Below are 12,341 nucleotides of genomic sequence, written 5' to 3'. Positions count from 1 at the left end.
GCGGCTCCGGACGGGGGGATGGCGGGGACCTGCGGTGATGTCCGCTGGGCGGCAGCAGTCGCACTTTCCTTCCTCCTTCACACTCCTGACGAAGGCGAGGACTTGAGCATGGGATCCACCTCCGCCCACGGCGAGAACAGCAACGGTGAGGGCTTCGGCCGCCGGGACCTGATCAAGCGCTCCGCGGCACTCGGCCTGATCGCCGTCCCGACGATGAGCTTCCTGTCCGCGTGCGCTTCCGGCTCCGACGAGACGACCAAGGGCAACGAGTCCAAGGTGGCCGTCACCAAGGAGAACCCGTTCGGCGTCGCCAAGGGCGGCAAGCTCGACGTCGTGGTCTTCAAGGGCGGCTACGGCGACGACTACGCCAAGGCCTGGGAAGCGGCGTTCGACAAGAAGTGGGGCACCACGTCCTCGCACCTCTCCACCCAGGAGATCACCTCCAAGCTGCAGCCGCGCTTCAACGGCGGCAACCCGCCGGACGTCGTCGACGACTCGGGCGCCCAGCAGATCAAGCTGGACGTGCTCGTCAAGGGCGACCAGCTCACCGACCTCACCGTGGTGCTCGACGCCCCCTCGCTCGACGACCCGAGCAAGAAGGTCCGGGACACCCTGATGCCCGGGACCATCGAAAGCGGCATGGTCGGCGGCAAGTTCGTCGCGCTGCAGTACGTCTACACCGTCTGGGGCCTGTGGTACTCGGGCAAGCTCTTCAAGGAGAAGGGCTGGACCGCGCCGAAGACCTGGCCCGAGTTCATGGACATCTGTCAGAAGGCCAAGGCGGCCGGCATCGGCGGCTTGGCCCACCAGGGCAAGTACCCGTACTACATCAACGTCGCCATCATGGACCTGATCGCCAAGAAGGGCGGCCTGGATGCCATGAAGGCGATCGACAACCTCGAGCCGAACGCCTTCGCGGACAACCCGGTCGCGCTGGAGGCCGTCGAAGCGATCTACGAGATCGTCGAGAAGGACCTGCTGATGCCGGGCACCAACGGCCTGACGCACACCGAGTCCCAGACCCAGTGGAACCAGGGCAAGGCCGCCTTCATCACCTCCGGCTCCTGGCTGGAGAACGAGCAGCTCAAGCAGACCCCGGAAGACTTCGACATGCAGTTCCTGCCGATGCCGGTGCTGCCCGGGAGCAAGCTGCCCTTCGAGGCCATCCGCGCCGGCGCCGGCGAGCCCTTCATCGTCCCGGAGAAGGCCGCCAACAAGGCCGGCGGCCTGGAGTTCCTCCGCTCGATGCTGTCGCGCGAGTGGTCGACCCTCTTCGCCCAGCAGGCCAACTCCCTCACCGTCCTCAAGGACGGCGTGGACCCGACGGTCAAGCTCCGCGCGGGTACGCAGTCCGCCGTCACCGCGCTCAAGGCGGCGGGGGACAATACCTTCAACTACCGCTACGCGGACTGGTACAGCGAGATGGGCACGGAGCTGGAGAACGCGTCCAATGAGCTGATGGCCAAGCGCATCCAGCCCAAGGAATGGATCAAGCGGGCCCAGGCTGCGGTAGACAAGGCCACGAAGGACCCGAACGCCAAGAACAACAAGCGCAGCTGACACCCGCGTCCACCGGTCACCCGGAAACACCAGGGACGGACACCATGAGCCACGTAGCAAACAGCAAAGGGCGGGGCGGCTTCATCGCCGGCTTCCTCATCCTGCCCCTTGCGCTGTACCTGACCTTTGTCATCTGGCCGTACATTCAGACGTTCGGCTATTCCTTCACCAACTGGACGGGTCAGTCACCGACTTTCGACTTCGTCGGTCTGGACAACTACTCGGCCCTGCTGAAGGACGAGGTCTTCCGCGGCGCGCTGCTGCACAACCTGCTGCTCCTGGTGTTCGTCCCGACGGTCACCATCCTGATCTCCCTGTTCTTCGCCTTCATGCTGAACGCCGGCGGGCGCAGCGGGGCCGGCGGAGTCAAGGGGGTCGCGGGCTCCGCCCTCTACAAGGTGATCTACTTCTTCCCGCAGGTCCTCTCCCTCGCGATCCTCGCGGTGCTCTTCGGAGCCGTGTACCGCAGTGACGAGGGAGGGCTGCTGAATGGATTCCTCACCAAACTGGGCCTGGTCGACCCGGCCCACCCCATCGAATGGCTCAACCAGCCCAACTTCGTCCTCTGGTGCCTGCTGCTCGTGGTCGTCTGGCACGGGGTCGGCTTCTACCTCGTCCTGTTCTCGGCCGCCATGCAGTCGGTCCCCAAGGACATCTACGAAGCCGCACTCCTCGACGGCGCGGGGCGCGCCCAGACCTTCTTCAAGGTCACGCTGCCCCTGCTGTGGGATTCTGTGCAGACCTCCGCGGTCTATCTGGGCATCGCCGCGATGGACATGTTCGTCCTCGTGTCGACCATGACCTCGGGCCAGTTCGGCGGCGGACCGGACCACCACAGCGAGGTCATGGCGACGGTGCTGATGCGTAACTTCCTCTACTTCGGCAAGGCCGGCTACGCCTGTGCCATGGGGGTCGTCATGCTCGTCCTCACCCTGATCCTCTCCGCCATCACGCTGCGGGCCACTCGCCGCGAGCACGTCGAGTTCTAGCGGGAGACCACGATGACCACAGTTGTCAAAGCACCGGGCGAGGCGGCGGCCGAGAAGCGCTCCGCCGCCTCCGGGCAGCCCCGCGGGAAGAGCAAGAGCGGCTCCGACGGAATGGTCCTGAACGTCTTCTCCCACGGCTTCCTCGCCGTGTGGGGGATACTGATCATCCTGCCGCTGATCTGGCTGGTGCTCGGATCGTTCAAGACCGACGTGCAGATCGGCGAATCGGCCCTGAGCTGGCCGGCCAACTGGCACTTCGACGCCTTCCCCCGCGCCTGGGACAAGGGCATCGGGAGCTACTTCGCCAACACGCTGATCGTGATGGTGTTCTCGGTTCCGCTGACGATGCTGCTCGGCTCGATGGCCGCGTACGTCCTGGCCCGCTACCCCTTCCGGGGCAACCGGCCGATCTACTACTTCTTCGTCAGCGGGGCCATGTTCCCGGTCTTCCTGGCGCTCGTCCCGCTGTTCTTCATGGTGAAGCGGCTGGACATGCTCAACACCTTCCAGGGCCTGATCCTGGTGTACGTGGCGTACTCGATGCCGTTCACCGTCTTCTTCATGCACTCGTTCTTCAGGACGCTGCCGACGGCCGTGCACGAGGCGGCGGTGATCGACGGGGCCTCGCACACCCGGATCTTCTTCCAGGTGATGATGCCGATGGCCAAGCCCGGCCTGATCAGCGTCGGGATATTCAATGTCCTGGGGCAGTGGAACCAGTACATCCTGCCCTCCGTACTGATGCAGCCGCAGACCGGATCCGACCCCGAGCGCTACATGCTCACCCAGGGCCTGATCCAGCTGCAGTACCAGATGGGCTACGAGACGGACCTGCCGGTGCTGTTCGCCGGTGTGACCATCGCGATGATCCCCATGCTGGTGGTCTACCTGTCCTTCCAGCGCCAGATCCAGGCCGGCCTGACCTCCGCCACGCTCAAGTAGCGTCAGGCCGAGGCCGACGGATCGGGCACGACCGACCAGCTGACCGCCGAGACCGGGGGTCCCCCCGGCCGAAGGCTGGGGGCGGGTCGAGCGAGAGGTTGCTGACGGCTTCCTCCAGCATCCGGCCCCCCTCGCCCTCGGCGGTCAGCAGTGCGGACACCGTCACCAGGCCGGCCCTCGGGCCGTCCTGGCTGCTGATCGAGCGCAGCTGGTAGCCCGGCCGGCCCAGTGCGTCGACCAGCCGGTGGCGGATGTGGGCCTCCTCCGCCTCCAGGCACACGGCCTCGAAGTGGAAGTCGGTCGCCACCTCGGCCCCGCCGCCCGGCTCGCGGTCCATGCGCCGGCCCAGCGGGCGCAGCAGGAGGTTCGCCCCCACCACGCCCACCGTGCCGAAGGCCGCCAGGAGGAACATCCCGGTGCCGGCGAGGCAGCCCACGGCCGCCGAACACCACAGGGTGGCGGCCGTGTTCAGGCCCCGGACGCTCAGCCCGTCGCGCATGATCACGCCGGCGCCGAGGAAGCCGATCCCCGAGACGATCTGGGCGGCGACCCGCGAGCCGTCGTACTGGACCTCCGAGACCTCGCTCATGAACCCGTACTGCGAGAGCAGCACGAACAGCGCGGCTCCGCCCGCCACCAGGGCGTTGGTCCGCAGGCCCGCCATCCGGGCCCGCCACTGCCGTTCCAGGCCGATCGCCGCCCCGAATCCGAGCGCCGCGGCCAGGTGTCCGGCCATCTCCCATTCGGTGGGCATCATCGGCCCTCCTCCCTTCTTCTCACGGCTCTCGCAGCCGGGTCCCGTCAGAGCCCGCTCCCGGCAGGGCCGGCCTGCGTCAGAGCCAGGTGCCGAACTTGCGGATGTACACGGTCTTCAGCAGCTGCGTGAGCGTGCAGTACGCGAGCAGCACGCCGATCAGCCACGGGAAGTAGCTCGCGGGCAGGGGTACGAAGCCCAGCGAGGCGGCCAGCGGCGAGAAGGGCAGGAAGAGCCCGGTCAGCACCGCGAGGACGGTCATCACCATCACCGGCCAGGACGCGCGGGACTGGATGAAGGGGATCTTGCGGGTACGGATCATGTGGACGACCAGGGTCTGCGAAAGCAGGCCCTCGATGAACCAGCCGGACTGGAAGAGCGCCGCGTGCGCCTCGGTGTTGGCGGCGAACACGTTCCACATGATGACGAACATCGCGATGTCGAAGATCGAGCTGATGGGGCCGATGCAGAGCATGAAGCGGCCGATGCCCTTGGCGTCCCAGTTGCGGGGCTTGCGCAGGTACTCCTCGTCCATCCGGTCCCACGGCGTGGCCAGCTGGGCGATGTCGTAGACCAGGTTCTGGACCAGCAGCATGATCGCGAGCATCGGCTGGAAGGGGATGAAGGCGCTCGCCACCAGGACCGAGAAGACGTTGCCGAAGTTCGAGCTGGCCGTCATCTTGATGTACTTGATGGTGTTGCCGAAGGTGGTCCGGCCCTGGATCACTCCCTGCTCCAGGACGGTCAGGTCCTTCTCCAGCAGGATGATGTCGGCGGACTCCTTGGCGATGTCGACCGCGGTGTCCACGGAGATGCCGACGTCCGCGTCGCGCAGCGCGGCCGCGTCGTTGATGCCGTCCCCGAGGAAGCCGACCGTGTGGCCGTCGGCCTGCAGCGCCCGGACGATCCGGGCCTTCTGGACCGGGTTGACCTTGGCGAAGACCGTCGTACGGGCGGCCAGTTCGCGCAGCGCCACGTCGTCGAGGGCGTCGATCTCGGTGCCGCCGACCACGTGGCCGACGGTGAGGCCGACATCGGCGCAGACCCGGGCGGCGACGAGCTCGTTGTCGCCGGTCACCACCTTCACGGCGATGCCCTTGTCCGCGAGGCCCTGCAGGGCCCGGGCGGCGTCGGCCTTCGGCGGGTCGAGGAAGGCGAGGAAGCCGACCAGGGTGAGCTGGTCCTCGTCGGCGACCGTGTAGGTGTCGCGCGGGGCGGCGATCGTGCGGGTGGCGACGGCGAGGACGCGCAGGCCCCGGCGGTTGTTGTCTTCCGCGATGCGGGTGGCGCGGCGGCGCAGCTGCTCGGTGAGCTCGACCTTCCGGCCGCGGTCCGTCATGTGGGTGCACAGGGCGAGGACTTCCTCGACCGCACCCTTGGTGATCATGACGTGCTCGGAGCGGCCGGGGCCGCCGACGATGTTGTTGCGGCTCAGGACCACGGACATCCGGCGCCGGGCGAAGTCGAAGGGGATCTCGTCGACCATCGAGAACCGGGCATCGACGACAACCTCCTCGGCCTCGTCCACGCGGTTGATGACCGCCTGGTCCATCAGGTTCTTCAGACCGGTCTGGAAGTGCGAGTTGAGGTAGCCGTACTCCAGGACCTCGTTGTCGTCGTTGCCGTGCACGTCCAGGTAGCGGTCCAGGACGATCCGGTCCTCGGTGAGGGTGCCGGTCTTGTCCGTGCAGAGCACGTCCATGGCGCCCAGGTTCTGGATCGCGTTGAGCCGCTTGACGACGACCTTGCGCCGGGACATGGCGACGGCGCCGCGCGCCAGGTTCGCGGAGACCACCATCGGCAGCATCTCGGGGGTCAGGCCGACCGCCACGGCGATGCCGAGGAGGAAGGCGGCCTCCCAGTCGCCCTTGGTGAAGCCGTTGATCATGAAGACGACGGGGACCATCACCAGCATGAAGCGGATCAGCAGGAAGCTGACCTTGCGCACACCGGTGTCGAAATTGGTCTCCGGACGCTCGCCGACCAGGGATCCGGCCATCGAGCCGAAGTAGGTGTCGGAGCCCGTGGCGACGACGACCCCGGTGGCGGTCCCGGAGGTCACCGAGGTGCCCATCAGGCAGATGTTGTCGGCCTCGACGGGGTCGGTGGTCTCGAACTGGCCGAGGTCGTCCGCGCGGGTGTCGGCCTTGGCGACGGGCAGGGACTCGCCGGACAGCGCGGCCTGGCTGACCATCAGGTCCTTGGAGGTGATCAGCCGCAGGTCGGCCGGGATCAGGTCGCCGGCGGCCAGTTTGACCACGTCACCGGGGACCACCCGGTCCATCGGGATCTCGAAGGTGGTGGCGCCCGAGCCGCTGCCGGCCCTGCGCTGCACCGCGCAGGTGGTGGTGACGAGCTTCTTCAGGGCGTCGGCGGCCCGGCCCGAGCGGTACTCCTGCCAGAAGCGCAGCACTCCGCTGATCCCGACCATCACCGAGAGGATGATGACGCCCGGGTCGGCCGGGTCCTGCCAGTACATGACGGCGGCCAGGAAGACCAGGACCCCGATGAAGGGGTTCCAGTACGCCTTCGCCAGCTGGAACCACCAGCGCGGGGCGCGCTCCCGCGCGACGGTGTTCGAGCCGTGCCGCTCCAGGCGCAGGGCGGCCTCGGTGTGGGTGAGGCCGTTGCGGGTCGCGGCCAGTTCCTGCAGGACCTGGGGTCCGGTGGCGGCGCTGGAGCGGGCGAGCCGTTCGCCGGCCGCACGGGTACGGGCCTCCAGTTCGGCGGCCTTGCGCTCGCGGCGGGCCTTGCCCGGCGGTGCGAGCTTCGCGGGGGTGCGAGGGGTGAGCATGGTCATGACGAAAACCTCCCTCCACGGTGTCCGGGCAGCGCGAAGCCGAGCGGTCACGTGGAGTGATCATGGGTCGGCGCGGGGTGGCACGTACGGCCACGGGGTACGCCGGTGGGCATGGGGAGTCCCCCGGACGAAGCCCGGAGGCGCATGCCGGACGGAAGCGTCAGGGCATGCGGAAGGGGTCACGAAGATGAATGCAGAAACGCACGGGGGCGACATCGGGCCGCGGCCGTGCACACTCGAAGAGAGGGCGGACGCTCAGAAGAGGTCGGGAGAGGTCAGCCGCAGAGAGCGCTGCAAGGACTTCGATCGGGACTCATCCCGAACACCTCCTTGCGTAGCGCTGTCATGACAGAGGGCGCCCGATCCGGCCGCGAAAGCCTGTGGAAGGCCGGGAAGATCGGCGCCTCGGCGACCGTAGCACGATCCGGATGGAGGTTTCTCTCATACTTATGACCGGTAGTGGCTGATTCGTACTGCGTCGGCCTCTTGACGTCTTGAGGCGTAAAGGCTCGACTTAAGGTTCACAAGTTGGAGAGACGCCGGGGTCTCGGAGCACGCAGCCGCGACGGCCCCGGCCGGGGGGCGACGGCTGGCCGTCGCTTATGGGCAGGAGTGGATGAGTCGTGCAGACTCCCGGATCGCAGTCTTCACTGCATCGCGCGAATCTGGAGCGCGTCGTACGGGCGGTGCGGCTCGCGGGTTCGCTGACCCAGGCGGAGATCGCCCGGAGCACCGGGCTGTCGGCGGCCACGGTCTCCAACATCGTGCGCGAGCTCAAGGAGGCCGGGACCGTCGAGGTCACGGACACCTCGGCCGGCGGCCGGCGGGCGCGCAGCGTCTCGCTCAGCGGTGACGCGGGCATCGTCATCGGCGTCGACTTCGGCCACACCCATCTGAGGGTGGCCGTCGGCAACCTGGCCCACCAGGTGCTGGCCGAGGAGGCCGAGCCGCTGGATGTGGACGCCTCCTGGGTGGAGGGCTTCGACCGGGCGGAATCCCTGGTCGGACGGCTGATCGCGGGCATCGGGGTCGGCCGCGACAAGGTCATCGGTGTCGGGCTCGGCGTACCGGGCCCCATCGACGTGGAGTCCGGAACCCTCGGATCCACCGCGATCCTGCCGGGCTGGGCCGGGATCAACCCGCGCCAGGAGCTCTCGCGGCGCCTGGGCGTGCCCGTGTACGTGGACAACGACGCGAACCTCGGGGCGCTCGGGGAACTGGTGTGGGGGAGCGGCAGGGGAGTCAAAGACCTCGCCTACATCAAGGTGGCCAGCGGCGTCGGCGCCGGGCTGGTCATCAACGGTCAGATCTACCGGGGGCCGGGGGGCACCGCCGGGGAGATCGGGCACATCACGCTGGACGAATCGGGCCCCGTCTGCCGCTGCGGCAACCGCGGCTGCCTGGAGACCTTCGCCGCCGCCCGGTACGTGCTGCCGCTCCTGCAGAGCAGCCACGGACCGGAGTTGACGATGGAGCGGGTCGTGGAGCTGGCCCGGGAGGGCGACCCCGGCTGCCGCCGGGTCATCACCGACGTGGGCCGCCACATCGGCAGCGGAGTGGCCAGCCTGTGCAACCTCCTGAACCCGAGCCGGGTGGTCCTGGGCGGCTCGCTGGCCGATGCCGGCGAGCTGGTGCTGGCGCCCATCCGCGAGTCCGTGGGGAGGTACGCGATCCCCAGCGCGGCCCGGCAGTTGTCGGTCCTCACCGGGTCGCTGGGCGGGCGCGCGGAGGTACTGGGAGCACTGGCCCTCGTACTCAGCGAGATGGGCGATTCGACGCTTTTGGCGGAAAATAGTAGTGGGGTGCGAGCTCCAGCCCTCTTGTCTTCAGTTAGATAACGGATGGCACCGTTGTCATCTCGTTAAGGATTCACTCCTTGACGACAAACTTGCGGCCGGGGTTGACTCACATCCACCTCGGCCGCAGCGTTGCGGCCTCGTCAGGGAGGTTCAAGTAATGAACACGCGTATGCGCAGAGCCGCCGTAGCCGTCGCCGCCAGCGCCATGGCCGTTTCGCTCGCCGCTTGCGGCAGTGCGAAGGAGTCCGGCGACAAGAAGGACTCCACCGCCACCGTCAAGGGCAACGCGATCAAGGTCGGCCTGCTCCTGCCGGAGAACCAGACCGCGCGCTACGAGAAGTTCGACAAGCCGCTCATCGAGAAGGCCGTCGCCGATCTCACCGCCGGCAAGGGCACCGTGGTCTACGCCAACGCCAAGCAGGACGCGACCACGCAGAACTCCCAGGTCGACACGATGATCACCAACAAGGTGAACGTCCTGATCATCGACGCGGTCGACTCCAAGGCCATCGCGGGCTCGGTCAAGAAGGCGAAGGAGGCCGGCATCCCGGTCGTCGCCTACGACCGCCTGGCGGAGGGCCCGATCGACGCCTACACCTCCTTCGACAACGAAGAGGTCGGCAAGGTCCAGGGCAAGGCGCTGCTGGAGGCCCTGGGCGACAAGGCCAAGGACGGCCAGATCGTCATGATGAACGGGTCCGTCACCGACCCGAACGCCGCGCTGTTCAAGAAGGGCGCGCACTCCGTCCTCGACGGCAAGGTGAACATCGGCAAGGAGTACGACACCGTCGAGTGGAAGCCGGAGAACGCCAACACCAACATGGCGGCCGCGCTTTCCGCGCTCGGCAAGGAGAAGGTCATCGGCGTCTACTCCGCCAATGACGGCATGGCCGGTGGCATCATCACGGCCCTCAAGGCGGCCGGCGTGCCCACCCTGCCCCCGGTCACGGGCCAGGACGCCGAACTCGCCGGTGTGCAGCGGATCGTGGCGGGCGAGCAGTTCATGAGCGTCTACAAGCCGTACGCCCCCGAGGCCGAGGCCGCCGCGAAGATGGCCGTCGCCCTCGCCAAGGGCGACTCGATCGCCACCGTCGCCACCGGCAAGGTCGACAGCCCCACCGCCAAGGGCGTTCCGTCCCTGCTGATCCCGGTCGTCTCGCTGACCAAGGCGAACGTCAAGGACACCGTCATCCGGGACAACGTCTACACGGCCGACGAGATCTGCACCGACAAGTACGCGGCCGCCTGCGCCACCCTCGGCCTGAAGTAAGGCCCCGCCGCTCGGTCCGCCGAGCCGGCCCCCATTCCTGTCCGGCGTTCCCGCCTCCACAATCCCGCCACTGGCGGGGCGCCGGACAGAAACGATTCTTCCCCCCCCCAGTTCCCCCGTGGTCCTGCTCTTTTGCACGACATCCCCGCCGGTCAGGCGGCAAGGAGATGGTTCATGTGTCCGCTGCGCCCGTACTGGCGTTGCGAGGGGTCTCGAAGCGGTTCGGCGCCGTTCAGGCCCTCACCGACGTAGAACTCGAGATCCACTCCGGCGAGGTGGTCGCCCTCGTCGGCGACAACGGCGCCGGTAAGTCCACGCTGGTCAAGACGATCGCCGGCGTGCACCCCATCGATGACGGCGTCATCGAGTGGGAGGGCCGCCCGGTCTCGATCACCAAGCCCCACGACGCCCAGAACCTGGGCATTGCGACGGTCTACCAGGACCTCGCGCTGTGCGACAACATCGATGTCGTCGGCAACCTCTTCCTGGGCCGCGAGCTCAAGCGGCGCGGCATCCTCGACGAGGTGGAGATGGAGCGGCGCGCCCGCGAGCTCCTGACCACCCTGTCCATCCGGATCCCCAGCGTCCGCATCCCGATCGCCTCGCTCTCCGGCGGCCAGCGCCAGACCGTGGCGATCGCCCGCTCCATGCTGGGCGAGCCGCAGCTCGTGATCCTCGACGAGCCCACCGCCGCCCTCGGCGTCGAGCAGACCGCACAGGTCCTCGACCTGGTCGAGCGGCTGCGCGAGCGCGGCCACGCCGTCATCCTCATCAGCCACAACATGGCCGATGTGAAGGCCGTGGCCGACAAGGTCGCCGTCCTGCGGCTGGGCCGCAACAACGGAGTCTTCTCCGTGAAGGACACGTCGCAGGAAGAGATCATCTCCGCCATCACCGGGGCCACGGACAACGCCGTGACCCGCCGGGCGGCCCGCACCGGGGAGGCCCGCAAGTGAGCACCCAGCACATAGACCCCGTCAACCCGGCCGCCGCGCACGACGCCATCCCGGCCGTGGACCCGCGACTGCTCGTCCGCGAGCAGGGCTTCGCCGGGTACGTGCACGAGTTCGGGCGCAAGCTCAAGGCCGGCGACCTGGGCTCCGTGCCCGTCGTCCTCGGCCTGATCATCATCTGGAGCATCTTCCAGGGCCTGAACTCGAACTTCCTCGGCCCCGAGAACCTCACCAACATCGCGATCACGATGACGGCCACCGGCATGATGGCGGTCGGCATCATCTTCGTCCTGCTGCTCGGCGAGATCGACCTCTCGGTCGGCTCGGTCAGCGGCGTCTCGGGCGCGATCGTCGCGGTCCTCTCGGTCACCAACGGCGTCAACGAATGGCTGGCCATCCTCGCGGCGGTCACCGGAGGCGCCCTGATCGGCTCCCTCCACGGCTTCTTCTTCGCCAAGATCGGCGCCCCGGCCTTCGCCGTCACCCTGTCGGGCCTGCTCTTCTGGTCCGGCGCCATGCTGCAGATCCTCGGCAGCAACGGCACGATCAACCTCGACTCCGAGGGCGTGGTCGGGCACCTGACGACGTACTTCTTCTCGGACGTGGTCGTCGGCTACGGGCTCGCCGGACTCGCGGTGGCGGGGTACTTCGCCGCCACGTTCTTCGACGCGCGCCGCCGCGAGGCCGCGGGCGTCCCCTCCCGGCCGGTCGGCGAGATCGTGCTGCGCACCGGGCTCCTCGCGGTGTTCACCTTCGGTCCCGCCGTCGTGTTCAACCAGTACAAGGGCCTGCCGCTCGCGGTGGTGCTCTTCCTGCTGGCCCTGGTCGGCACGGACTTCGTGCTGCGGCGCACCACCTTCGGCCGCCAGATCTTCGCGCTCGGCGGCAGCGTCGAGGCCTCCCGGCGCGCGGGCATCAACGTCAACCGGGTCCGGATCACGGTCTTCGCGGTCGCCGGCACCTTCGCGGCGATCGGCGGCCTCTTCTGGGCCTCCAAGATCGCGGCGGCCAACCAGAGCGCCGGCGCCGGCGACCTGCTGATGAACGTGATCGCGGCGGCCGTCATCGGCGGCACCAGCCTCTTCGGCGGCCGCGGCCGGACCTGGAACGCCCTCCTCGGCGTCATGGTCATCACCTCCATCCAGTACGGTCTGGCCCTGGAGGGAATCGCCACGCCGATCCAGTACATGATCACCGGTGCGGTACTGCTCGCCACCGTGGTGATCGACTCGATCACCCGCAAGACGCAGAAGACGGCCGGACGGGCCTGAACC

The 12,341-nt window shown here is 68.1% G+C and carries 9 protein-coding genes; 7 read left to right on the top strand and 2 right to left on the bottom strand.

Annotated features, from left to right (window positions below; genetic code table 11):
• Positions 1-108: 108 nt before the first annotated feature.
• Genes ngcE through DRB96_RS05845 form a run of 3 tightly spaced genes read left to right on the top strand, consistent with a single transcriptional unit; the run spans position 109 to position 3,491 of the window.
• Complete coding sequence (ngcE, locus tag DRB96_RS05855; protein ID WP_112447342.1) at positions 109-1,560, top strand: N-acetylglucosamine/diacetylchitobiose ABC transporter substrate-binding protein; 1,452 nt, start codon at positions 109-111, stop codon at positions 1,558-1,560.
• Between the two features lie 44 nt (positions 1,561-1,604).
• Entirely contained in the window at positions 1,605-2,549 is a 945-nt protein-coding gene (locus tag DRB96_RS05850; RefSeq protein ID WP_112447340.1) for a sugar ABC transporter permease, read from the top strand.
• 12 nt (positions 2,550-2,561) lie between these two features.
• Complete coding sequence (locus tag DRB96_RS05845) at positions 2,562-3,491, top strand: carbohydrate ABC transporter permease (RefSeq protein WP_112447338.1); 930 nt, start codon at positions 2,562-2,564, stop codon at positions 3,489-3,491.
• Here DRB96_RS05845 and DRB96_RS05840 read toward each other — a convergent pair.
• Positions 3,484-4,248 (bottom strand): MgtC/SapB family protein, encoded by a 765-nt coding sequence (locus DRB96_RS05840; RefSeq protein ID WP_239515998.1) that lies wholly within the window; start codon positions 4,246-4,248, stop codon positions 3,484-3,486. The genes DRB96_RS05845 and DRB96_RS05840 overlap by 8 nt on opposite strands.
• A gap of 76 nt (positions 4,249-4,324) precedes the next feature.
• Complete coding sequence (gene mgtA / locus DRB96_RS05835; protein WP_112447336.1) at positions 4,325-7,045, bottom strand: magnesium-translocating P-type ATPase; 2,721 nt, start codon at positions 7,043-7,045, stop codon at positions 4,325-4,327.
• 623 nt (positions 7,046-7,668) lie between these two features.
• Here mgtA and DRB96_RS05830 point away from each other — a divergent pair.
• The 4 genes from DRB96_RS05830 (at position 7,669) to DRB96_RS05815 (ending at position 12,338) form a co-directional block, all read left to right on the top strand.
• Positions 7,669-8,883: an ROK family transcriptional regulator gene (locus DRB96_RS05830; RefSeq protein ID WP_112447334.1), complete on the top strand. Its 1,215-nt coding sequence runs from the start codon at positions 7,669-7,671 to the stop codon at positions 8,881-8,883.
• A 118-nt stretch (positions 8,884-9,001) separates the two neighbouring features.
• A complete protein-coding gene (locus DRB96_RS05825; protein ID WP_204357651.1) occupies positions 9,002-10,114 on the top strand; it encodes a substrate-binding domain-containing protein in 1,113 nt (370 codons plus the stop codon).
• Positions 10,115-10,281: 167 nt separating this feature from the next.
• Positions 10,282-11,070 (top strand): ATP-binding cassette domain-containing protein, encoded by a 789-nt coding sequence (locus DRB96_RS05820; RefSeq protein WP_112447331.1) that lies wholly within the window; start codon positions 10,282-10,284, stop codon positions 11,068-11,070.
• A complete protein-coding gene (locus DRB96_RS05815) occupies positions 11,067-12,338 on the top strand; it encodes a sugar ABC transporter permease (RefSeq protein WP_112447329.1) in 1,272 nt (423 codons plus the stop codon). Before DRB96_RS05820 ends, DRB96_RS05815 begins: the two co-directional genes overlap by 4 nt.
• Positions 12,339-12,341 lie beyond the last annotated feature (3 nt).

Source organism: Streptomyces sp. ICC1 (assembly GCF_003287935.1).
Taxonomy (GTDB): domain Bacteria; phylum Actinomycetota; class Actinomycetes; order Streptomycetales; family Streptomycetaceae; genus Streptomyces; species Streptomyces tritrimontium.
The sequence above is the reverse complement of the archived record's forward strand: the minus strand, read 5'-3'. Positions and strand labels throughout refer to the sequence as shown.

Coding starts and splice junctions, on each gene's coding strand:
- ngcE (WP_112447342.1), top strand. CDS start 109: ATGGGATCCACCTCCGCCCACGGCGAGAACAGCAACGGTGAGGGCTTC.
- DRB96_RS05850 (WP_112447340.1), top strand. CDS start 1,605: ATGAGCCACGTAGCAAACAGCAAAGGGCGGGGCGGCTTCATCGCCGGC.
- DRB96_RS05845 (WP_112447338.1), top strand. CDS start 2,562: ATGACCACAGTTGTCAAAGCACCGGGCGAGGCGGCGGCCGAGAAGCGC.
- DRB96_RS05840 (WP_239515998.1), bottom strand. CDS start 4,248: ATGATGCCCACCGAATGGGAGATGGCCGGACACCTGGCCGCGGCGCTC.
- mgtA (WP_112447336.1), bottom strand. CDS start 7,045: ATGACCATGCTCACCCCTCGCACCCCCGCGAAGCTCGCACCGCCGGGC.
- DRB96_RS05825 (WP_204357651.1), top strand. CDS start 9,002: ATGAACACGCGTATGCGCAGAGCCGCCGTAGCCGTCGCCGCCAGCGCC.
- DRB96_RS05820 (WP_112447331.1), top strand. CDS start 10,282: ATGGTTCATGTGTCCGCTGCGCCCGTACTGGCGTTGCGAGGGGTCTCG.